Source organism: Nakamurella sp. (genome assembly GCF_044224575.1).
GTDB lineage: Bacteria > Actinomycetota > Actinomycetes > Mycobacteriales > Nakamurellaceae > Nakamurella.
In genome coordinates, this window is record NZ_JBGAKE010000025.1 from 14,924 (window position 1) to 37,622 (window position 22,699).

21 protein-coding genes are annotated in these 22,699 nt (G+C 71.1%); 8 read left to right on the top strand and 13 right to left on the bottom strand.

Annotation, left to right across the window (positions count from 1 at the left end):
• Positions 1-108: 108 nt before the first annotated feature.
• On the bottom strand, positions 109-729 hold the full coding sequence (locus ACILSK_RS21390; protein ID WP_395729208.1) for a TetR/AcrR family transcriptional regulator: 621 nt from the start codon (positions 727-729) through the stop codon (positions 109-111).
• Positions 730-920: 191 nt separating this feature from the next.
• On the opposite strand from ACILSK_RS21390, the gene ACILSK_RS21395 reads away from it, so the two are divergent.
• Entirely contained in the window at positions 921-2,000 is a 1,080-nt protein-coding gene (locus ACILSK_RS21395) for a serine hydrolase domain-containing protein (protein WP_395729209.1), read from the top strand.
• Positions 2,001-2,060: 60 nt separating this feature from the next.
• On the opposite strand, the gene ACILSK_RS21400 is transcribed toward ACILSK_RS21395, so the two are convergent.
• Entirely contained in the window at positions 2,061-3,116 is a 1,056-nt protein-coding gene (locus tag ACILSK_RS21400; RefSeq protein WP_395729210.1) for a hypothetical protein, read from the bottom strand.
• Positions 3,117-3,266: 150 nt separating this feature from the next.
• Here ACILSK_RS21400 and ACILSK_RS21405 point away from each other — a divergent pair, with 150 nt between their 5' ends.
• Positions 3,267-3,503, top strand: a complete 237-nt coding sequence (locus ACILSK_RS21405) for a hypothetical protein (protein WP_395729211.1) — start codon at positions 3,267-3,269, stop codon at positions 3,501-3,503.
• A 59-nt stretch (positions 3,504-3,562) separates the two neighbouring features.
• Here the strand turns inward: ACILSK_RS21405 and ACILSK_RS21410 are convergent, their stop codons facing one another.
• The 6 genes from ACILSK_RS21410 to ACILSK_RS21435 form a co-directional block, all read right to left on the bottom strand.
• Complete coding sequence (locus ACILSK_RS21410; RefSeq protein WP_395729212.1) at positions 3,563-5,359, bottom strand: GAF domain-containing protein; 1,797 nt, start codon at positions 5,357-5,359, stop codon at positions 3,563-3,565.
• A 269-nt stretch (positions 5,360-5,628) separates the two neighbouring features.
• Complete coding sequence (locus ACILSK_RS21415) at positions 5,629-5,907, bottom strand: hypothetical protein (protein ID WP_395729213.1); 279 nt, start codon at positions 5,905-5,907, stop codon at positions 5,629-5,631.
• Positions 5,908-6,671: 764 nt separating this feature from the next.
• Positions 6,672-8,183, bottom strand: a complete 1,512-nt coding sequence (locus tag ACILSK_RS21420) for an AAA family ATPase (RefSeq protein WP_395729214.1) — start codon at positions 8,181-8,183, stop codon at positions 6,672-6,674.
• A gap of 15 nt (positions 8,184-8,198) precedes the next feature.
• Positions 8,199-9,092, bottom strand: a complete 894-nt coding sequence (locus ACILSK_RS21425) for a universal stress protein (protein WP_395729215.1) — start codon at positions 9,090-9,092, stop codon at positions 8,199-8,201.
• Positions 9,093-9,173: 81 nt separating this feature from the next.
• Complete coding sequence (locus tag ACILSK_RS21430) at positions 9,174-9,446, bottom strand: DUF1918 domain-containing protein (RefSeq protein WP_395729216.1); 273 nt, start codon at positions 9,444-9,446, stop codon at positions 9,174-9,176.
• 164 nt (positions 9,447-9,610) lie between these two features.
• Positions 9,611-10,516, bottom strand: coding sequence for a universal stress protein (locus ACILSK_RS21435; protein WP_395729217.1), 906 nt, complete (start codon positions 10,514-10,516; stop codon positions 9,611-9,613).
• 393 nt (positions 10,517-10,909) lie between these two features.
• On the opposite strand from ACILSK_RS21435, the gene ACILSK_RS21440 reads away from it, so the two are divergent.
• Positions 10,910-12,556, top strand: coding sequence for a GAF domain-containing sensor histidine kinase (locus ACILSK_RS21440; RefSeq protein WP_395729218.1), 1,647 nt, complete (start codon positions 10,910-10,912; stop codon positions 12,554-12,556).
• Positions 12,557-12,624: 68 nt separating this feature from the next.
• Here the strand turns inward: ACILSK_RS21440 and ACILSK_RS21445 are convergent, their stop codons facing one another.
• The 4 genes from ACILSK_RS21445 to ACILSK_RS21460 form a co-directional block, all read right to left on the bottom strand.
• Positions 12,625-13,281, bottom strand: coding sequence for a hypothetical protein (locus tag ACILSK_RS21445; RefSeq protein WP_395729219.1), 657 nt, complete (start codon positions 13,279-13,281; stop codon positions 12,625-12,627).
• 77 nt (positions 13,282-13,358) lie between these two features.
• Positions 13,359-15,161: a SulP family inorganic anion transporter gene (locus ACILSK_RS21450; protein WP_395729220.1), complete on the bottom strand. Its 1,803-nt coding sequence runs from the start codon at positions 15,159-15,161 to the stop codon at positions 13,359-13,361.
• 90 nt (positions 15,162-15,251) lie between these two features.
• Complete coding sequence (locus ACILSK_RS21455; protein WP_395729221.1) at positions 15,252-16,382, bottom strand: universal stress protein; 1,131 nt, start codon at positions 16,380-16,382, stop codon at positions 15,252-15,254.
• Positions 16,379-16,717, bottom strand: coding sequence for a hypothetical protein (locus ACILSK_RS21460; protein ID WP_395729222.1), 339 nt, complete (start codon positions 16,715-16,717; stop codon positions 16,379-16,381). Before ACILSK_RS21460 ends, ACILSK_RS21455 begins: the two co-directional genes overlap by 4 nt.
• A gap of 311 nt (positions 16,718-17,028) precedes the next feature.
• Here ACILSK_RS21460 and ACILSK_RS21465 point away from each other — a divergent pair, with 311 nt between their 5' ends.
• Positions 17,029-17,505 (top strand): Hsp20/alpha crystallin family protein, encoded by a 477-nt coding sequence (locus ACILSK_RS21465; RefSeq protein ID WP_395729223.1) that lies wholly within the window; start codon positions 17,029-17,031, stop codon positions 17,503-17,505.
• A gap of 110 nt (positions 17,506-17,615) precedes the next feature.
• Here the strand turns inward: ACILSK_RS21465 and ACILSK_RS21470 are convergent, their stop codons facing one another.
• Positions 17,616-19,400 carry a Na+/H+ antiporter gene (locus tag ACILSK_RS21470; RefSeq protein ID WP_395729224.1) on the bottom strand — a complete coding sequence of 595 codons (1,785 nt, stop codon included), beginning with the start codon at positions 19,398-19,400 and terminating at the stop codon, positions 17,616-17,618.
• Positions 19,401-19,572: 172 nt separating this feature from the next.
• On the opposite strand from ACILSK_RS21470, the gene ACILSK_RS21475 reads away from it, so the two are divergent.
• Genes ACILSK_RS21475 through ACILSK_RS21490 form a run of 4 tightly spaced genes read left to right on the top strand, consistent with a single transcriptional unit; the run spans position 19,573 to position 22,686 of the window.
• Positions 19,573-20,748: an FAD-binding domain gene (locus tag ACILSK_RS21475; protein WP_395729225.1), complete on the top strand. Its 1,176-nt coding sequence runs from the start codon at positions 19,573-19,575 to the stop codon at positions 20,746-20,748.
• Between the two features lie 17 nt (positions 20,749-20,765).
• The gene (locus tag ACILSK_RS21480) at positions 20,766-21,431 is read left to right on the top strand and encodes a TetR/AcrR family transcriptional regulator (protein WP_395729226.1); all 666 of its coding nucleotides are present in this window, start codon (positions 20,766-20,768) and stop codon (positions 21,429-21,431) included.
• A 9-nt stretch (positions 21,432-21,440) separates the two neighbouring features.
• Entirely contained in the window at positions 21,441-21,818 is a 378-nt protein-coding gene (locus ACILSK_RS21485) for a VOC family protein (protein WP_395729227.1), read from the top strand.
• Positions 21,819-21,840: 22 nt separating this feature from the next.
• Entirely contained in the window at positions 21,841-22,686 is an 846-nt protein-coding gene (locus ACILSK_RS21490) for an alpha/beta fold hydrolase (protein WP_395729228.1), read from the top strand.
• Positions 22,687-22,699 lie beyond the last annotated feature (13 nt).

Sequence of the window (22,699 nt, forward strand, 5' to 3'; positions counted from 1 at the left end):
CCCCTGACCCGCCCCACCCCCTGACCGTCCCCGTCCCCCGCGTTGATCATGGCAATCTCTGCTCGACACCCCGACGACACGCCGGTGGGGCGGCAGAGAACGCCATGATCAACTGCGGGTGGGCTGGACGGGCTGGGTGGGCTGGGGTGCGGCGGCGTGCAGGGCGCCCAGGGCCATGGCCCGCAACAGGTTCGCCATCCGAGCGGTGCCCAGCCGGGCGCTGTGCGGGGTCGAGTTGATCAGGCCGAAGGCCGCGTGCGCCGCGGCGCGGGCGCGCGTCTCGTCCGCGCCGACCACCGGCCGGATCACGCCGACCCACAGCTCGACGTAGTTGCGTTGCAGTCGCCGCACCGTGTGCCGATCGGCCTCCGACAGGCTGGCCAGGTCGCGGAACTGGACCGTGATGAACGACGGGCGCGTCAACGCGAACTCGACGTGCCCGTCCACCAGGGACTCGAGCACCGCTGCCGGTCCGTCCGCCGCGGCGGCGTCCGCGCGACGGCGACCCTCGGCGAGGAGGTGCTCGCTGATGCCGACCAGGATCTGGCCGAGCAGTGCCTCCTTGTTCGCGAAGTGCTTGTACAGGGCAGGCCCGGAAATCCCCAGCTCCGCACCGATGTCGTAGACCGAGACCCCGTGGAAGCCGCGTTCGGCGAACAGGCCGGCGGCCGCCTCGATGATCTGCTCGCGGCGGGACGTCGGCGGACCGCTCCTCGGTGAACCGGGCACGGGCCGAGCCTACCCTGTCGGTTATCGGTCATTAACCCCGGCGACGCGCGTCCGCGGCGACCGGTGGCCGGCGGCGACCCGGGCGACCGCCCCTCGATCGCCACCCCCGCCGGTGGCATCGCGCCACGCGGCGCCGGCGCTGCCGGGAAATCGCGTTGCCCCGGTCGGCCGAATCCGGGCATGCTCGCGGCATGTCCGGACGACAGCTCGGCGACTCCGCCCGAACCCACCTGATCGGCCGGCTCGACGATCTCGCGGCGAGCGGCGTTTCGGGCACCGTGCTGCTGGCCGAGGCCGGGACTCCCGTCGTGCAGCACTGCCTCGGACTTGCCGATCGGGCCAACGGCGTTCCGATCACGCCCCGCACGCGATTCCAGACCGCGTCGGTGACCAAGATGTTCACCGCGGCTGCGGTACTCGACCAGGTGGCGCGGGGGCGGGTGACCGTGCACACCCCGGTCGTCGACGTGGTCCCGTCCGATCGCCGGCCCCGCCACCTGTCGACGGATGTCACCGTCCATCATCTGCTCTGCCACACGTCCGGCATCGCCGACTACTGCGAGGAGGACGAGTCGCTGCCCGCCTACTGCGCCGACTACGGTGCGCTGTGGCGCGCCCTCCCACCGGCCCGCGTCGAACGCCCCGCCGACTTCCTCACGTTGTACGGCGAGCTGCCGGCCTACTGCCCGCCGGGCCAGATCTGGCGCTACTCCAACGCCGGCTACGTCCTGCTCGGTGAGCTGCTCGAACAACTGACCGGCCAACCCTGTGCCACCGTGATCGAGCAGCGGGTGCTGCGCCGGGCCGGGATGACCGCCAGCGCCTTCGACCGCTCGGACGAGCCCCGGGCGGACTCGGCGACCCACTACCGGCCGTCCGGACGGACCAACGTGCACAGCGTTCCGGTGATCGGCGGAAGTGACGGCGGATGCGTGTGCACCGCGGCCGACCTGGTGCGTTTCTGCCGCGCGCTGGCGGACGGCACTCTGCTCGGCGAGCTCACCACGTCGGCCACGCAGCGGCAGGCCGCGATCGAGGACGGCTGGTCGTACGGTTATGGCCTGTACGTCTATCCGGACGAACGGTGGGGCCATGGCGGCGGTGATCCCGGCGTCAGCGCGATCGTCAACCATTGGCCCGAAGGCGATCTCACCCTCGTGGCGCTCTGCAACGTCGAGGAGGTCGACGGGCGGAATCCGGCGGTTGCGCTGCGCGACGCGGTGCTCGCGGTCATGAGCGAGGATCCGTCCGGACCGGGCCGCGCCGGATGATCCCGGCCCACGGCCGCCGGCCTCGCGTCGTGACCCCGCGGGTCCGCTGGGCCGAACCGGTCAGCGCCGGCGCACGCGAAAGCCGATCAGGCTGGCGCCGACGATCGACAAGCCGACGAGCAGCAGCGCGCCGCCGGCGCCGAACGCCCCGCCGGTGTAGTCCAGGACGGCCTGGGGGACCACTGTGGCCAGGGCGACGACGCCCACGATCAGGTGGCCGACGAACCTGGTGCGCACGTAGCCGACGAACCCGCTGACGGCCAGGCCCGTCAGTGCCAGGTACCCGGCGGTAGCCACCAGGCCGGATTCACTGCCGACGGCAAGGATCTCCGCCGCCACGAAACCGACGGTGTAGGCCCCCATCGTGCCGAGCCGCCGCTCGTCGAACCAGCCGGCCATGGTCGCGGCCGCCCACCCGGCGGCGACCACACCGAGGGCCAGACCAATGGCCACCGAGGGGTTCGACATGCCCCAACGTTCCTGCGCCCACCAGGCCGTCCAGGAGAGGGTCCCTAGCGCGACGGCCACCAGGGCGGCGAGCTGGATCAGCGCGCTCCGGCAGAAAAGGTAGGCACCGATCAGGAGTACGGCGGCGGCGGTGAAGATGGCCCGGTCCGTGGCGTCCTCGCCGACGGCCACACCGGTGGCGGCCGCGCCGAGTCCGGCGCCGACGGTGAGCAGGACCGCCACCACCCGGCGGCGCCCGGCGGCCACCGAGCCGGCGTGCGGGTTCCAGCCACCGGGCGCGTTCCGGGCGATCAGGACGCCGGCACCGATCAGCAGAGCCGCCGGAACGGCGAACAGCAACACCTGCGCCGCCCGGGACAGGGTCTCCCAATGGGGACCGACCAGAACGGCGGCTGCGGCCGCGACAAAGGCGGCGCCGACGTACCCGCCGACCTCGGGCAGGATCACCCGCCAGGTGGGGGCCGGCAGTGCGGACCCGGTCCGCAGCCGTTCCGCCGCCGGGGGTGACCCCAATACATCCGCAGTGGAGGCGAACTCGCCCCGGACCGCGGTGGCCTGATCGGCCGTCAACCGCCCGGACGTCACGAGTCGGTCGAGTGCGACGTCGAGCCGGGAGGCGTCCGGAAGCCGGATACCCGATTCGCTCACCTCTCTACGATGCATCGGCCCGGCCGGCGGCGGTAGGGAACTTGGTCCCACCCGATGGGCGGACGGGTCCCGGATCGGTCGCGACATGGCTTCTCAACTGGGGACTTTCGGCCCGGCCGAACAACCGCCGGGACGGCCTACCGTTGATGCATGACCGATGTCACCGTCACCGTGGACGACGCCCACCTGCGATCAATCGCCACCGTCGCGCGCGAACTCGCGGCGCACGGGATGACGGTGGACCGGGTTCTCTCGGCGGCCGGGTGCATCATCGGTTCGCTGCCGACGGCGGCTGCGGCTTCGGCGCTTCGATCCGTGCCCGGCGTGGCCTCGATCGACTCCCAGATCGCTGCGTCGGTTCCGGGCCCCGATTCCGATGTGCAGTAGCCGGCGGGCGGACCCCGTCCCGGGCCGGGGATGCATCCGGGACGCCGGGTCGGCCGGCGTCAGCCGTCGACCGGCACCGACCACCGCAGTCGAGTGCCGCTCGGCCGGATGCCCTCGATGCTCATCGTGCCGTTGTGCCGCCGCGCGCGCCGCTCAAGATTGGCCAGGCCACTGCGCCGGGTGGTGTCCCCCATCCCGACGCCGTCGTCGTTGACCTGCAGAGTCAGCCAGCTCGAGGTGGGTGCCTGCTCGGTCCCTTCGACGAGGGGGCGGCGTTCGCCGATGCTCAGGTCCACCTCCACCCGCCGGGCCCGTGCGTGCCGGGCGACGTTGCTCAAGCTCTCGCGGAGAACCGCGATGAGGTCGTCGGACAGTGATGATTCGAGGTCGGACCCGGTCAGGGCGTCGATCGGCCCGGAGAAGCGGAGGGCCGGGGTGTGGCCGAGCGTGGCCGCGGCCTCGGTGACGGCGGCCAGCACCCGGGACCGGAGGCCGTCCGGGGTCTCGGTGCCGGCGTGCCGCATGGCAAAGATCGAGGTGCGGATCTGGGCGATCGTGTCGTCCAGGTCGTCGATCACCCGGACCACTCGGTCCCGCATCGGGTCGCCGGTCAGGCGGGCGGCCACGCCGTGCAGCGCCAGGCCCGCCCCGAAAAGCCGCTGGATGATGTGGTCGTGCAGATCGGCGGCGATCCGGTCGCGTTCGTCCAGGATGGTGGCGCGTTCCCGTTCCGTCCGGGCCTCGGCCAGCTCGAGGGCGAGGGAGGCCTGGTTCGAGAAGCCGCCGGCCAGTTCGAGATCCTCGGGCTCGAAGGGAACCCGGCCGGCTCGGCGGGCAATGGCCAATACGCCGCGGGTCCGGTCCGCATCCCGCAACGGCGTGATCAGGATCGGCCCGGCATCCATGACGTCGGTCAGCATCGACGGTGGAAGGCCGGGGTGGACCTTCGCGTCGTCCAGCCGGACGCTCCGGCCCGTGTTGAAGACCATCGAGGACAGGGTCGTCCCCATCGGGCTCACGGTCCCGATGAGCCGGTCGGCGGTGGCGAGGTCGTCGGGGCGGGCGACGGCGGTCTCGATCCGCAGCGTCGCGCGGTGCGCGTCCTCGGGAAGCAGCACGGCGACCAGGTCGGCGTCCGCAAGCCGCAACGCATGCTCGGCGATCAGCTGCAGCGGAGCCGATTCGCCGGCCAGATCCAGCATGCGGCGGGTGACTTCGGCGGTGGCCGCCAGCCAGGCGCTCTTGCGCACACCGGCCTCGTAGAATCGCGCGTTGTCGATCACCATCGCAGCAGTTGCGGCGAGCGCGATGACGAGCTCCTGGTCGTCGCCGGTGAAGCCACCCCGGTTGCTCTCGGTGAGGTACAGGTTGCCGAAGACTTCGTCCCGGATGCGGATCGGCACACCCAGGAAGCTGCCCATCGGCGGATGGTGGGCCGGGAACCCGGACGAGCGCGGATGCCGGCTCAGGTCGTCCAGTCGCACCGGTTGCGGGTCGTCGATCAGGGCGCCGAGCAGGCCCTTGCCCCTGGGGAGATCGCCGATGGCACCGACCGCTTCGGGGGGCATGCCCTCGTGCACGAACTCGGCGAGGCCGCCGTGCCGGTCCAGCACGCCAAGCGCTGCATACCGGGCGCCTACCAGTTCTCGAGCCGCCGAGACGATCTGCGCCAGCACGTCGCGCATGCCGCGATCGCCGATGATCGACTGATTGGCGCGAAGCAGCCCGCGTAACCGGTCCTGGGTGCCCATGACTTCCCGCGCGCGGTCGACCAACTGGGCAAGCAGCTGGTCGAGTTCGAGCCGAGGCTGGTCGGCGAAGGTCAGGTCGCGATCCGTCGACGGGGGTGGGCTCACCCCCGGTTCCTCCTGTACAGGGTCCGGCGGGTCGAACGGCATGATCACCTCGCTGTGCGGTGCCCGGCGCTTCGCTCCGCCCGGATACGGCCGGGCAAGCTCGGCGACGTGGTCTTCCGGACTTTCGTAGGGTCGCCGTGAACGGTGCCAGTTTCTGTGGTGGGCACCTCCATGGAAGCACCCGACCACGCGAGCGGCAAGGGGTGAATTGACCGATTTGCCGGACGGCCAGGTCCGGCGCGTCGACCGGAAGCGGGCCGCTGCGTGAGCTACGCCGCGCCGCGATCGCCGCTAGGGACCCCATCGAGCAGGCGGACCCGAACCAGCCGGCTGATCAGCTCGGGCAGCGCCTCGACCCCGGTCGATCCGCGGAGATCCCGCAGTGCTCCGATCGCCACCCCGATGATCCGCGCCTCGGAGTACCGGCCACCGAACTCCGCGGTCAGTTCGTCGATCGTGGTCCACAGGCTCCGGGCGACGTCCCGGTCCCGCCAGCGAGGGGTCGCCGCGGCCGGACCCGCAGGCGCCGAGAGGAATTGTCGGGGCATCGATTTCCCTGCTGCCGTCATCGGGCGGGGCCGGTCGCGGTGCGGGGTGACCGTGCACGAGCAGCGGCAGCGGGGCCACGCAGGCTTCGGTCGATCGACAGCCGGGCAAAGGATTCGAATCGGGTGCAGTCGCGGTGTTGCCAGTCGAGAATGGCCCGGGCCAACCCCACCTCCGCCGCGTGCATCGCCCGGCTCAGATTGCCGTGCGTGCTCGCGTACCGGTGGGCAAGGTCAGTCGCCAGCGGAAGGTAGTACCGGAACAACGTCTCTTCCGCGTCGGACCGGGTGGCCGGCGCCGGGTCCAACCTGGCTCGGTCCCAGGTCTCCGACAGGCTCCGCTCGCGCGCCGGCGGCCCGGACCGGGTCCTCATCTCACCTGCCCCAACCGAATCCCGGGCCGACGGCGGCTGCCGTCCGCCGGCTGCCCGGCGTCCCCGGCGGACCACGGCTGCCGGAACCGGGGCCACCGGGGCATCGTGTGCTCACCCCGAGCCGTCCGGTGATCACGGATGTCGATCGTCGAATCGACACGATCCGGTCGTCGCGTTCCGTGGACCGGCACCATCGAAAGGTGGAACTTCCGGAGCATCGCCAACGGGTCCTTCTTTCTGAGCGACCACCCACTTGAGCCCGATCGACGGGTGGCCGCCCGACCCGATTCGGGGCGTCACCGGTCCCGCAAGTGCCAGTCATCACTCAACCCGACGACGGTGAACCGACGAAAGGGACTTTGGTCCCGGAATCAGGCCGATCGGCGGTTCCTCTCACGGGCCGGCCCGGCCGCCGACCGCACCGGACCGGTTGCCGCCATCCGCCGGCTCGATCCCGATGCGACGGAGCATCTCGTCGAGCGTGCGTACGGCCGGCTCGGTGGTCGTCAATCGGGTTGCCGTCGGCCACGGGTCGGCATCGCGCGCCATCCGGTCGGCAATCGATGGGTCGGCGTCGGACAGGCCGGCGGGGCGACGCTCCAGTCGGTCCCGGCGGACGGCGGGTGGTGCCCAGCACTCGATCTGGCTCATTCGCGCGCTGACGCGTTCGGCGAGCCGGTTGGCGCGGTCGCGCCAGCGTCGATCGGTCCATGAAGCGTCGAGGACGACCGACTCGCCCTCGCCCAGCAGCTGCTCGGCCCGAAGGAGCAACTCGGTGTACGTGCGATCGGTGTGGGCCGGGTCGTACAGTCCGGACCGGTACGGAGCGGCCGCCGTCGACCCGGGCGGGACCCCGTCCCGTTCTTTGCGCAGCCGGTCGGTGGCCTGCACGACCGCACCGAGCCGGTCCGCGATGAGCCCGGCCAGGGTGGACTTGCCCGATCCAGGTAGCCCGCCGACCAGGATCATCCGTACCACCCCGGCCCGCAGGTGCCGGATCGAGAGGTCGGCGTACTCGACGGACTCGCCGGCTCCGATCGGGTCCCCTTGCTCGTACCGCAGGCAGCTGACCTTGCACCGGACGAAGGCGCGGTAGGCGATGAAATGATGGCGCAGCGACGCCGGTGCCGGATCTCCGGCGAGGTCGGTGTAGTGACGCAGCAGCAGGCGACCCAGTTCCGGCGCCCCTAGTCGTTCCAGATCCATGGCCAGAAAGCAGATGTCGTCGAGCCCATCGACGAAGCGAAGCCGGTCGTCGAAGTCCAGGCAGTCCAGGATCCGCGGACCGTCGGCCAGGCAGAAGATGTCGTCCGCGATCAGGTCGCCGTGACCATCGACGATGCGCCCGGTGGCGATGCGGCGGGCGAACAGCGGGTCCCGGCCGGTCACGAATTCACCGACGAGCTCGGAGATCTCGGCGAATCGTCGGCGACCCAGGGTGCCGGCGGCCAGCGGGTCCACCTGCGCCAGGCTGGCCGCCCACCGGCCTTCGATGGCCGCCCGGGTGCCCTGGTCCGAGACAGCCGGCGAGCGCGCCGCCGCGGCGTGGAACGCGGCCACCATACGGGCGATCCGGGCCACATCGTCGGTGACCGGTACCCCCTCGCGCACCAGCGTGCTCAGCCGGCGGGAGTCCGGCATCCGGCGCATCACGACCAGTGATTCGGTGTGGGCCGGGTCCGGGCCGACGAACTCGCCCACACCCAGGTACACGTCCGGGGCGAGCCGCCGGTTGAGGTCGACCTCCCGCCGGCAGCAGGCCCGGCGCACGGCCGGGTCCCGGAAGTCGAGAAATCCGAGGTCGACCGGCTTCTTGAGCTTGACCGCCCGATCACCGACCAGGAAGACCACCCCGCTGTGGGTCTCCCGGACTGCTGCGTACGGCTGGACGGGCCCGGCGCTCACGGTCCGGCGCTGGAATCAGTGGGCCGCATCCGACCGGACGACCACGACGGGAACAGCGCTGTGGACGATCAGCGCATGACTCGTCGAGCCGAGCAGCATGCCGGCGAAGCCACCTCGCCCATGGCTGCCGACGACCAGGAGCTGGGCCTGTTGGGCGTACTCCAGAAGGCTTGGCACGGCCCGGCCTTCCACCAGGATCTGACGAACCGCGACGTCCGGGTATTTGTCGGCCCAGCCCGCGATACGCTCGGCCAGCACCTCTCGCTCCTGCTGTCGGATCCGTTCGGGATCCAGCAACGGATTCTGCAACCGGTGCGATCCCGGCACCACCAGGTCGTTCCAGACGTGCACGGCGAGCAGCTCGGCCCGGCGGATCGAGGCCTCATGGAACGCGAATCCGACCGCGTCGTCGCTCGTCGCGGTGCCATCGATGCCGACCACCACCGGTCCGCTCGTGCGCTCGCGATCGCCGATATGGACGATCGCCACCGGCGCCGGTCCGGTCGAGGCCGCGGCCAGCGTCACCGAACCGAGCAGGGCGCCGGACAGCCGGCTCTCGCCACCTGATCCGACCACGGTCAGCACCGCCCCCGCCGACTCCGAGCGCAGGACCACCGACGTCCGTTCGTAGACGAGCCGGGTGGTCACCGTCAACCCCGGATGGCGGCGTCTCAGGTCGGTCGCGACCTGATCGAGCATCGCCTCGCCATCGCGTCGCATCACCTCCGGCAGGTCATCGGAATCCGCGGAGAATTCCGGATAGCCGGCAACGGCCGGCAGGGTGAACCCATGGACCAGCCGTAGCTCGCAGTGTCGCCGCGAGGCCTCGTCGGCGGCCCACCGGGCCGCCTGGGTCGCGGCGTCGGAGTCGTCCACACCGACGACAATGAACTCACTGGTACCGGACATCGTGAATCCTTTCGATTGCGGGTCGCCACGACCGATTCGCTCGACCAGCGACGGGCGACACCCGTGATGGGGAAATAGATCTCAGCGTTCAGCCGGTGATGGGTGGGCGCCGATGCCGGCCTGGACCCGGTCGATCAGCGCGGCCTCGCTCCGGGCGTGCGCCGCGTGCTCCGCGGCGGTCACCACCTGCGCGTCGGGTCCGGGAAAGACCAGCGCCTCGCGGTCCTCGTCGGTCCACCGCACGGTGTAGGGAGGGACACCGTCCGGCCCGGTGCCGACGATCTCCGCCCGCCGATCATGTCGTCCCTCGGTGTGGCTGTGCACGACCAGCCAGTCGCCGACCTGTGCTCGCATGTCGGGCCTCCTTCGATTCGAGATCACCTGCCTGCCGACGATCGGCATCAGGGCCCCCGATGGCCATTCCAGTCCCGTGCGGCCGGTGCGGACAGGGGCCAAGGTCCCCACCGTCGCGGTGCCGCCGCGCTCTCGGGTCGCCCCCGAGGGCAACCGTCACGGGGTCAGTCCCCGCCCTCGGGTCGCACCACAATGACCGGGACCGTCCCTCGGGCGATCAATTGCTGGCTGGTCGAACCGAGCAGCAGCCCGGCGAGCCCGCCCCGGCCGCGCGAGCCGACCACGAACAACCCGGGCCGGTCCCGGACGGGACCGTGGGCGAGGCATTCGAGCAGAGCCGGCGCCGGACGTCCCCGCCGCACGATCTGGTCGACGGGAACGCTCGGATACTTCCCCTCCCAGGGAGCCAACTGCTCCGACAGCAGGGCGAGCGCCCGATCCAGGGTGGGCCGGCGAGGTGCCCGGCCCTCGTCGGCCAGCCACGGCTCGGTGTCGTCCAGGACCAGCACGGCCTGTAACCGAGTGGCCCGGACGGCGGCCTCCTCGAACCCGTAACCGATCGCGGCAGATCCGGACGACCCACCGTCAACACCGAGCAGAACCGGTCGATCCCGCCCGTCCACGGACAGATCGGTGGCCGGCGGCACGACGGCGACCGGGGAGTGGGCGTGGGCCGCGACGTGCAGGGCCACCGATCCGATCAGCACCTCGGCAAGTCGCCCGCGCCCCCGGCAGCCGACGACCGTCAGGGCGGTGTCCTTCGACCCGGCGACCAGCGCCCGCCGGGGATCGGCCGACTCCAGGTCGGTGTGCACGTCGAGATCTGGATGGAGGTCGCGGAGGAACGACGCCGCGCGGTCGAGCCGGGCGCGGTTGACCGACCGGGCCGCTGCGAGGACCGCGGGCGGGAACACGTAGTCCGAATGACCCGCGACCGGCTCGTTCATCGCCAACACCACATGCAGCGGAAGGCGGCGGATCTCGGCCTCTTTCGCCGCCCAGTGGGCCGCCGTGAGCGATTCGACCGATCCGTCGACGCCGACCGTGATCGACACACCCTCGACGACCATCTTCGGTACCTCCTGCCGTCAGCAGCCTCTGTGACATCCAGTGTCCGGCGGGCCCGCCGCCGCCAGTAGGGCAGAAGGTCCCCGGCGCGGCCGTCCGGCAAGGGACTTTCGACCTGTCGAAACCCCACGAATGGCCAGTGAAGCGTCGGCGGCCGAGCTATTGACTGATGCCCAGCCGACGCGGGAACCGACGGCGACGGGCAATCAGGTGACGATCGGAGGCGGCTCGTGGAGGCGGCGGGCGGCGCCACTGCTGATGGTCCCCGAGGAGCCGGGTCGGCCCGGACACCGCGGGACGGATCCCGGGGTGCCGGGCGAAACCTCCCGCGGGCCGGTCACGGTGCGACTGGCCGGCGGCCGACCGCGGTCGCTCGGTCGTTCACCGACAGCCTCGTGCGGGCGTTGCCGGCGCAGACCCTGGATCCCGTGCTCGACATCCTGGCGGGTGCCGGGGAACGGATCGATGCGTTGTTGGACGCGGTCCTCGCGGTCTCGGCCGGACTGGACGAGGAGGCCACTCTGCAGCAGATCGTCCAGGCCGCAACGGATCTCGGACAGGCGGCGTACGGGGCGCTCGGAGTGGTTGACCAGGACGGGCGGACCGTCACCTTCCTGCAGGTCGGCGTCGACGAGTCGACGGCGGGGCTGATCGGATCGCCACCCACCGGGCGAGGCCTACTCGGGGTGCCGATCGAACAGGATCGGTCGATCCGCCTGGCCGATCTGACCCGTCATCCGGCATCGGTCGGGTTCCCGCCGCACCACCCGGCCATGCGAACGCTGCTGGCCGTTCCGGTTCGGGCGCGCGGGGAGACCCTGGGTCGGCTGTACCTGTCCGGCAAGCACGACGGTGGGGAATTCACCGTCGACGACGAGGTGGTCCTGCAGTCGCTCGCGGCGGCGGCGGGCATTGCCATCCACAACGCCCGGCTTTACGCGCAGGCGCGCGATCGGCAGTCATGGCTGGAGGCGATCGGCGAGGTCACCGCCGAGCTGCTGGGTGGGACCGACGCCGTCGCCGCACTGGAATTGATAGCCGGGCGAGCGCGGGAGCTGACCGGGGCCGACCACACCCTGATCGCCCTGCCGGCCGAGCCGACCCCCGGTTCGTCGGTGCCGACCGAGATGACGATCGCGATCAGTGTGGGCATCGAATCGGTCGACGCGGCCGGACGGCGCATCGCGATCGCCGGATCCACGGTGGGTGAGGTGCTTCGGGACCAGGTTCCGCGGCGGGTTCAACGCCTGGCCGACGACGTCGGTGGAACCTTCGGACCCGCCCTGGTGCTGCCCTTGGGATCAGGCGGGACCAGCGGGGGAGTCCTGATCACCGTTCGCCGACCGGGCGCTCCCGAGTTCGGCGATCAGGAACTCGGCCTGGTCGCGACCTTCGCCGACCAGGCGGCGCTGGCCCTCGAGCGGGCGGACATCCGACTGGCCCGACGCGAAGTCGAGCTCCTGCGGGACCGGAACCGGATCGCCCAGGACCTGCACGACCAGGTCATCCAACGGCTGTTCGCCATCGGACTCGGCATGCAGAGCACCCAGAAGCGGGAGCATGATGGCCCGCTGGCGACCCGGCTGAGCGGCCACATCGACCAGCTGCACGCGGTGATCGAGCAGATCCGTTCCGCCATCGTCGATCTGCGGACGGTGCCGGCGCGACCTCCCTCGCTGCGCGCCATGCTGCTGGACCTGATCTCCGAGCTCGTCGCCGATCTGTCGCCGACGACGACGGTGCGGCTGTCCGCCGAGCTGGACCGGCTGTCGGCCGGGCTCGCCGAAGACGTCATGGCGGTCGTCCGGGTCGGTCTGAGTGACGCGATCCGGCACCCCGGGACGACGGACCTGCAGGTCGCGGCGTCGGTCGAAGCCGCGATTCTGGTCGTCGAGATCAGCCACGACGGCCCGTCGGGACTGGCCGCCGACGGCAGCCTGCCCGGCCTGCAACGGCGCGCGGATGCGGCCGGCGGAACGTTGACGATCGCCCGGTCACCGGCGGGCGGCACCACGATGCAGTGGGCCGCGCCGGTGTTCTGACCGCGCCGGGCGCCCCGGCCGACCGTCATCGCCGGTCACCGGCAGCCATCCCCAGCCATCCACGGACCTCACGGGAAGTACAGCTCGTTCATCGAGGTCACCTGACCGTCGGTGACGACGATGCGAAACACCCCGGTGGAATCCCCGCTCGACAGCCGCTGCTGGACGGTGCCCAGGTCGCCGGGGGCCTCGGCCGGGCTGCCGTCGGTCAGTGTGCTGATGCCGGCGTCGGAGCTGACCGGCAGTACCCGGAGCATCGGATTCCGGTTCCGGAAGTAGTACTGCGTGCACCAGCCGTTGTCGTGCTCGGTCACTCCGTCCTCGGCGCAGGCCTGTTCGGCGGCCGGTCCGGTGAACCAGTCGTACTTGTCCAGCGTGATCGTCGAGCCGGCGGGGTCGACGTCGACGATCCGTCCGTAGACCTCACCGGCCAGGTCGGTTCCGGTGGTGTCCGGTGCGCCGGAGGGCGCGAAGGTCGGCGGTGTGGTCGGCGGTATGACGGTGGTCGCCGGGGTGCCGGTGGTGCCGGCGGTCGTCGAGGACGGGGTGCGAACCCCGGTGGTGGACGACGGTGCCACCGGGGAGGACGCCGAGGATGCGGCCGGGACGGTGCCGGAGGTGGAGGCCGCGGATGGGGTGCCGGCCTGACTGCAACCGACGAGCAGGACCGACGCCGCTGCGGTGGCGAGCGCGAGTAGAATCCGGGAATGGGTGAATTGCGACATTCCTCATGATTGCCCTGCACTGATCCGCCGATCTCGGGTCGAAGGTCCTTTCCGGGCAGAGAGTTCGGCACCAAGATTCACGAGGTATCGTCCGCCAGCGGGTCGTTCGGCAGTGGGGACTGGCGAACACCCTGCGGCAGCTCGCCGTGCGCCCGGCGGTACGCCTCCAGGTAGGCCGCGACGGCCGTCGGGAGGGTCGGGAAGATCCGGTCGGCGCCGACATTGTCGACGAAGCCCGCGGCCTGCAGATCCGCGAGCAGGTCCTGTTTCACCCGGGCCATGGCGAAGACGACGTCTCGCCGGGCCAACTCGGCCCGGACCTGTTCCAGCGCATCAGCCGCGGTGATGTCGATGTCGACGTTCGCTTCGGCGTTGAGGACGAACCACTCGACCGGAACCCGGGTCGCCAGATCCCGCCCCGGCGGTGGGCCGGTGGCCGCGGCCAACGCCCGGCGCCGGAAGTCTTCGGCGTTCGCGAAGCACAACGGGGCGTCGTACCGATACACGACGAGGCCGGGAATGCGCTGCGCGGAAGGGAAGTCGTCGACATCGTGCATCCCGGCCATGCCCGAGACATAGCCGAGTATGCCGTCGTGCGGGCGGGCCACCCGGCGCAGCAGGTCCATCACCGACAGCCCCACGGCCACTGCGATCCCGGCAATGACGCCGAGCCCGAGTACGGCCATGGTGGTCACCACGGTCAATGCCAATTCGCTGCGCCGGAATCGGGCGATTCTCTGCATCTCGTCGATGTCGATCAGCTGCAGGGCGGCAAAGATCACCAACGCCCCGAGAGCCGGTCGGGGAAACACCGCCAGCAGGGGACCAGCCGCCACCAGGGTGATGAGCACCAGGACGAAGGCAACCAGCGAGTAGAGCTGGGTCCGGGCGCCCACCGAGTCGGCCAACGCGGTCCGGCTGCCGCTGGAGCTGACCGGGAAGCCGTGCAGCAGCGCCGATGAGATGTTCGCCGTCCCCAGGGCGGTCAACTCCTGGTTGGCGTCGATGAACTCTCCCCGCTTCACGGCGAACGCTCGCGCGGTGAGCACATTGTCGGTGTACCCGACGAGTGCCATCCCGATGGCGGGCACGATCAGCAGGCCAACGTCGGCCGGTGAGAGCCAGGGGATCGCCGGCACCGGTAACCCGATCGGAACGGCGCCGACCACGTCGATGCCCTCGTCCTGAAGGGAGAAGGCAGCAACGACGACGGCGGCCAGGGCGACCATGATCAGTGGGCCGGGGGCCCGCGGGGCGAAGCGGTGGAGGAGGAACAGGCCGGCGAGCAGGGCCGCCGACAGCGCGACCGTCGGCCAGCGCAGCTGACCGAGCCCGCTGACGAAAGAGCCAGCCTCGGCGGCGAATCCGTCACCGGAAACCGGTACCCCGGTGATCTTCCCGAGCTGGCCGGCCATCATGATCAGGGCGACCCCGGCCATGTACCCGACGAGGACGGGCCGGGAGAGCAGGTCGGCCAGGAAGCCCAGGCGCAACAGTCGACCGAGCAGGCAGATGAACCCGGTGAGCAGCGCCAGCGTCGCCGCCAGCGAGGCGTACCGGAGTGGATCCCCGGCCGCCAGCGGCATCAGCGCCACGGCGGTCATCAGCGCCGTCGTGGACTCGGGCCCAACGGACAGCAGGCGGGACGAACCCAGCACGGCGTACACCGCCAGCGGGCCGATGATCGCCCACAGGCCCGTCACCGGGGGCAGGCCGGCGACCTCGGCGTACGCCATCACCTGCGGGACGAGGTAGGCGGTGACGGTCAGCCCGGCCACGGCGTCGCCGACCAGCCACGGGCGCCGATAGCCCCGGAACGGCAACCGTCGGACCCCGGCCCGGGTCACCCGGCGGGCGAGCCCCTCAGCGGAGTTGATCATGGCGTTGTCTGCCGCATCATCGGCGTGTCCCCGGTGTGTCGGGCAGGGTTCGCCATGATCAACTCGGGAGCGCCGGGGTCGTGGTGAAGGTCAGCGAGCCTCGAACGCAGGGTTGCGGACGACGATCACCGGGCATTGGGCGTGGGTGGCCAGTGCATGGCTGGTCGAACCGAGCAGCATCCCCGCGAGGCCGCCACGGCCGTGGCTGCCCACGATCACCGCGCCGGCGTCGACCGCGTACCCGAGCAGGCCGGCAACCGGTCGTTGGTGGGCCAGGACCTGCCGGACCCGGACATCGGGGTATTTCTCGGCCCATCCGGCGAGACGTTCCGACAGCAGAGCCCGTTCCTGCTCCTCGAGGGTGCCCTGGTCGATCAGCAGCGGATCCAGCCGCCGGGAGTCGAGAGCGACGTCGTTCCGGGCGTGCACGGCGATCAATTCCACCCTGCGCAGGGCGGCCTCGTCGAACGCGAAAGCCACGGCGGCCTCGCTCAGTGGCGAACCGTCCACACCGACGACGATCGGCCCGTCCGGGGTGACGTGGCCCTCGCGGATCACCGCGACCGGCACGTGATTGGTCGAGGTCACGGCCAGCGCGACGGAGCCGAGCAGGGTGCCGGCCAGCCGGGACGTGGGCGCGTGTCCGACAACCGCAAGCAGGGCGTCTGCGGAGGCCGAGCGGATCGCTACCTCGGGACGGCCCTGAAACAAGTGCCGGGTGATCGGCAGAGCCGGGTGCCGCTCGGCCAATTCGGTCGCTGCCGACTCCAGCAGCGCCTCGCCGCCGGAACGGAGTTGCTCCAGGAGGTCGTCCGGAACCGGGTTGTACCCGGGGAACCCGCCGGCGGTCGGCAGCCGGTAGGCATGGACGAGGGCCAGTGGCGCGTGCCGGCGGGTCGCCTCTTCCGCGGCCCAGGCCGCGGCGCGGCGGGCTCCGGCCGAGTCGTCGAGGCCGACGACGACGGCGCCGGGGGGACACTCGGCCATGGCCCGGATCTCTTGCTCGGCTGCACTATCGGCCGGTGTGTTCGCGGCGGTCTCGGCGTCCGGTTGGGCCGGGGCGGCCCGCGTGGTGTGCACCGTCGTCGGTTCGTTTCCGCGGTACTGCGCGGAGATGAGGTACTGCTGAAGTGCTCGCTCGTGCCTGGTGGGCTCGCCGGTGTGGGCGGCCACCTCACGCCCGGCCTCGGTGACGGCGCGGGACGCTTCCAGCGGGTTCATGGCTGTCCTTCCCGATCGGGCGGCTGACGTTGGCCGACGGTGCCGGATGGGCCCGATGTCTCGCCAGGGTCCAAAGCCCCCGTTGCGGGACGTCCGCCGCCCGACAGCGCCGCGCGGCGCATCGTCTGGATCCGAGCCTTCAGATTCGCGTCGTCGGCTGCGCCTCGGCCGACGAGTTCCTCGGCCAGCACGTCGAGGGTGTTCACCACCAGTCGCCGGTGCCGGGCATCTCGAAGGTGCAGGGCATCGAGCCGGGCGGCGATGGCCGGGCCGTCCATCGTCCGATCCCAATCGACGACCTCGGCCCGCACGTCGAGGGTGCGGAAATCGTTCATGAGGTCACCCCGGCGGCGCCGTCATCCATTCCGGTCCACGCGAGTGCTCGGCTTCTGATCATCTGTCGCCACCCTTGTTCGGTTCCCCGGCATCGCCGCCGGCCGCGGTTCGGGCGGCGCGCCAACGCCATGCTCATCCGGCCGCATTCCGACGACCAGGGCCGATGGTCCCGAGCCGCGTCGACGAACTGACAATGATTGGAAGATAACGGATCTCACGTCGATAGGGGACCAATGGCCCTTCCGTCCGGGGCGGGGCGAGCCTAGATTGGAGCCGATATCCGAAACGCTGCCCAGGCCAGGAGGTCACCATGAGCACAGTCGAAACCCGCGAGCACGCCGGCGGCGAGGTCACCCGGCCGAGCTGGATGGACCGGATGTTCGACGAATGGGTCAAGGCATTCCCGCCGGCCGTCAATTTCGGTCTGCGTTGGCCGTTCCACCCCGACGAGATGATTCGGGTGGACGAATTCCGGGACGGGGATGTCCAGGTGGTCCGGGCCGACCTGCCGGGCATCGACCCGGACAAGGACGTGGAGATCACGGTGGATCAAGGGCTCCTGCACATCACGGCCGAGCGGAAGCTCGAGCAGGACTTCACGGACATGGGAATGCGCCGGCACGAGATCCGCTACGGCAGCCTCACCCGCAGTCTGCCGTTGCCGGCCGGGTCGACCCAGGCCGACATCAAGGCAACCTACCGGGACGGCATTCTGGAAATCCGGGTGCCGGTGGTTCGGCCGGCGGTCGACGCGGAGCCGACCAGGGTCGCGGTCACCAAGGGCTGAGTGCGTCCAGGTTTGCCGATCGGTCGCCGGGGCCGACGACGCGACGACGGTGACGGTCGCAGGGGAGCCCGCTCAGCCGGCCCGCCCCGGCCCGGGCCGGCCGGGGTGGGTCAGACCGATGCCGGGGGCTCGGCAGGGGGGTTCCCGGGTCCCTCGTCGCCCAGCAGCGCCGAGACATCGGCGTCGGACACATCGGGTTGCCCCGATAACCCGGGCGGGGCGGCCCGGCCGTCGGACCCTCCGCCGAGCCGGCCGCCGGACTCGGCGGTCGCCGCATTCGCGTCCGGCGGCAGTTCGTTCAGATGCCCGTCCACGGCCTCCGAACGCCGTTGGAGCAGAGCCTCTTCCAGGTCCAGGTCGTGCTGCATCCGGCGCAGGACCTCCTCGGTCAGCTCCCCGTCGTTGCGCATCGCCACGATGACCGATCGCTCGACGCCGAGGAGTGAGCGCCGCCAGTCGGACAACTGGCCCAACCGCCGGCCGAAGGCCCGAGATCGGTCGTCGTCATCCCAGTTGCGCCAGTCCCGGAGCGAGGCCCACTTGCGCATGAGCTCACCCTGGTTCGCGGTGAGGTCACCGGCCCGGCACATCTCGTCGACCTTCTCGTTGATGGCGGCATTGACCCGGGCATGGGCCCGCGCCCGTTCCTGCTCGTCGTCGCCGCGCGGGTCCTGCTCGATGTGCAGCCGGCGGATCACCCAGGGCAGCGTCAGTCCCTGCAACACCAGCGTGCCGATGATGACGCCGATCGTGCAGACCAGGAGCAGCGAACGGGACGGGGTGTCCAGCGGCAACGTCTGGGCGGCGGCCAGCGAGACGACTCCGCGCATGCCGGCCCAGGACACCGCGGCGACGCCCGACCAGGTGATCGGACCGGCGCGCCGGCCCAGCCGGGACAGCACATGGATCAGCGAGATCCACACCGGCCGGCTGACCACCACGGCGACCAGCACCGCGCCGATCACCAGGAAGACCGACCCCTCGCTGGTGTCCAGCGATGCGAAGATCCCGCGCAGCTGCAAACCGATCAGGGCGAAGACCGACCCCTCGAGCAGGAAGCGCAGGGCCGCCCAGGTCGCGTTCTCGGTCAGCCGGACCGCCGCCGGCACCTCGGACGGCGAACGGTGGCCCAGCACGAGTCCGGTCACCACCACGGTGAGAATCCCGGATGCGTGGACGGATTCGCCCAGCAGGTAGGCCGCGAACGGGGACACCAGGGACAACGCAGTGATCGTCAGCGCGGAATTGTGTCGCGGACCCAGCTCGGCGGCCAGGATCCGCCGTCGCACGAACGACAGCCCGACGCCCAGGGCCGCCCCCAGTAGCACCCCACCCGTCGCGGCCCACACGAACGCGCCGAACGCGGGCGCCCAGGCGATCGAGGCGGCCCCGAACGCGCCGATCGCGACCTTCAGGGTGACCAGGGAGGTCGCGTCGTTGAACAGGGACTCGCCCTCGAGCAGGGTGACCAGCCGGCGGGGGAGCCCGACCCGCCGGGCGACGGCCACCGCGGCCACCGCATCGGGCGGGGCGACGATCGCGCCGAGCGCGAGCGCGACCGCGAAGGGCAGGCTCGGCATGACGCCGGTGGCGGTGAAGGCGACGGTGAACGCCGTCAACAGCACCAGCACGACGGCCAGCTGGAGGATCGGCCGGATCAACCGCCGGATCGCGATGGCGGACGAATCGAGCGCCGCGGCGAACAGTAGCGGGGGGAGCAGCACGTAGAGGACCAGATCGGGACTGACCTCGAAGCCGGGGACGCCCGGGATGAACGAGACGCCGAACCCGGCGATCAGCAGCAGGACCGGCGGCGGCACCGGGGTTCGACCGGCCACGCCGTTGACCAGCAGCACTCCCAGAATCAGCCCGACGACGGGCAGCACCTGTTCCATCGGTCTCCTCTCGCCGTCGGTCCCGGACAGATACCCGACCACTGCCCGACTACGCCTTCGGGCCGCCCGGCGGCGCCGGGCGGTGGGGTCGGCCGGTGGGGGAAGCCGGGTCGCCGGGGCCCGAACCGGGGTTAGACTGATGGTCTAACCGATGGTCTAAAGGAGGCCGGAAATGGATGTGCTGATCGTCGGAGCCGGTATCGGCGGGCCGACGCTGGCGTACTGGCTGCTGCGGGCCGGGCATCAGGTGACGATCGTCGAGCGGGCGCCCCAACTGCGTCGCGGTGGCTATGTGGTCGATTTCTGGGGGGCCGGCTTCGACGTGGCCGAGCGGATGGGCATCGTGCCCGACCTCCGCGACCGCGGGTACACGTTCACGCAGGCGCGGTCCGTCGACGGCGCGGGTCGCCGGGTTGCTTCGGTGCGGCCGGCAACGATCCTGGGTGACATCACGCGGTACGTGACCATCGGCCGCTCGGACCTTGCGGCCGCCATTGACGACGCCCTCGACGGGGCCGCCGAGCTGATCCTGGACGACACCGTCCGGGCGCTCTTGGACGAGGGGAGCCGGGTCCGGGTCACCTTCGAGACCCGACCGGCGCGGGACTTCGATCTGGTGGTGGGGGCCGACGGCCTGCACTCGGCCGTCCGGCGGCTGGTGTTCGGGCCGGATGAACGGTTCGAGCGGTATCTGGGCATGGTCATCGCCGCGTTCGAGGTGCCCGGGTACCGGCCCCGCGACGAATCGATCGCGATCATGCACGCGGACGTCGGTTTCCAGGCGCTCCGGGTCTGTCTCCGCAATGACGTCACGCTGTTCCTGCTCAGCGTGCGTCACGAGGGCGCCGTCCCCTTCGACGATCGGGAGGCTCAGCAGGACCTGCTGCGCCGGGCGCTGGCCGGCGGCGGTTGGGAAACGCCGGCGATCCTGGACGCGATGCCGCGGGCGGAAACCTTCTACTTCGACCGGGTCAGCCAGATCCGGATGCCCTCGTGGACCCGCGGGCGGGTGGCGCTGGTGGGCGACGCGGCGGCCTGCCCGTCTTTTCTGGCCGGTCAGGGGTCGGCGCTGGCGATGGTGGAGTCGTACACGCTGGCCGCCGAGTTGTCCCGGTGCACCGACCACGTCGCCGCGTTCGCCGAATACGAGCGCCGGCTCGCGCCGTTGGTCCGGTCCAAGCAGGATGCGGCGACCGGGCTGGGTCTGGCCTTCGCACCGAAGAACCGGTGGCAACTGTTCCTGCGGAACGGGGGGATGAGGCTGATGGCATTGCCTAAGGTGGGGGACATGGTGATGGGCCGGAGTTTCCGCGACAAGGTCGAGCTACCCCCGTTCATGGCTGCCTGAACACCACCGACCAGCCCGTGGTCCGACCCCGATTCTCCAAGCTCCCGCCGGAGCAGCAGCAGGCTATCGTGCGGGCCGCCCGCGAGGAGTTCGCCGCACACGGATTCCACGATGCGTCGCTCAACCGGGTCATCGAGGCCGCGGGCATCTCCAAGGGCTCGATGTACTACTACTTCGACGACAAGGTCGACCTGTTCGCCCATGTCGTGCGGATCGACCTCGAGCAGCTCTTCGATCGGCTCGGACCGTTCCCGGTCCCGGACGGCGGTTCGGCCGATGAGTTCTGGTCCACGCTGGAGGGCTATTACCTCCGGCTGATGACGGCATTGACCGCCACCCCGGATCTGGCCACCCTGATTCGCGGCCTGCTCGCCGCCTCGACGACGCCGGTCCTGGCGCAGGCGCAGGCCGACCTCACGCAGGCCCTGCTGCCCTGGTTGGAATTGGCCGTCATCCGCGGCCAACGCGCCGGGGCCATCCGCACCGACCTGCCGTCCGCCCTGCTGATCGCCGTCGTGATGGGGATGGGGCAGGCGATCGACGTCTGGCTGATGAACCAGCAGCCCGCGGACGCGGATCTGGCGGGGTCGGTGGGTGTGCTGTTCGAGATGATTCGCGGCGCGGTTGCGCCGTCGAAGCACGCTGCCGTTCGGAAGGGCGGCGCGCCGCCGCCGTCGGAGTAGCTTATCGCCATGGCCTGTCGAATCAGCGAGCTGGTCCTGGAGTGCCGCGATCCCGAGGAGCTGGCCCGGTTCTGGTGTGCGGTCCTGGACTTCGTGGTGCTCGATCGCGATGGTGGGGCGGTGGAGATCGGGCCGCGCACCGGATTCGGCGGTCCGCAGCCGACGATCATCCTCAGTCCCAACGACGAACCGCAGCCGGCCCGGTACCGGCTGCACATCGACGTCAACCCCACCGACCGCGATCAGGATGCCGAACTCGAGCGCCTGCGGCAGCTGGGCGCCCGCCCGGCCGACGTCGGCCAGACCGGGGACGAATCGTGGCATGTGCTGGCCGATCCCGAAGGCAATCCGTTCTGCCTGCTCAAAGCGCGACTCGCGGCGGTCTGATGCGGCGGGGGTGCATGAACCGATGACCGGATCGACTGATCGACCGGACTTCGCCGGCCCTCCGGAAACGGCCAACGAGGTGTCGGGCCCGTCCGGGCCGGTCACCGTCGTGGAGCAGGGCGCGGGACCGAGCGTGCTGATCGTGCACGGCGGATCGGGCGACGTCACGGCGTGGGCGCAGGTCGCGGGGCGACTCGCCGGCGGCTTCCGCGTGCTCCGGTACACCCGGCCCCTTTACCGGGTCGATCCGCCGCCGACCGGCGCCCGGGCAGTCGCGGCCGAGGTCGGCGACCTGCTTGCGGTCGCGCGCGCGGCCGCCGCGCCGGTCCTGCTGGTCGGCCATTCGTCCGGGGCGGTGGTGGCGTTGGAAGCCGCCCTGGCCGAACCGCCGACCTTCCGCGGCCTGATTCTGTACGAGCCGCCGCTCGACGTGACCCACTCACCGGCGGGGTCGGACGCGCTGCGCCGGGCACGGGCGGCCCTCGATGCGGGCTCACCGGCCGAGGCGATGCGTATCCACCTGATCGACCTGGTCGGCATGCCGGCCGACCTGATCGATCAGATGTTGGCTCATCCGCAGGCGCAGTCGTTCGTCACCGGCGTCGCGGCCGGGCAGATCGCCGACAACGAGATGCTCGATGCGCTGCCCGTCGGCCTGGACCGGTTCGCCGCGGTGGACGTGCCGACCCTTCTCCTCTGCGGCGAGAACAGTCCGACTCATCTGATCGATCGGTCCGGTGCGCTGGCGGAGGTGTTGCCGCATCCACCGCGGCGCGTCGTGCTCGCCGGTCAGACGCACGGCGCCGAGCGGGAGGACCCCGACGCCGTGGCCGCAGCGATCTGGGCGTTCGCCGCAACGGCGGTCTAGCAGCCACCTCAAG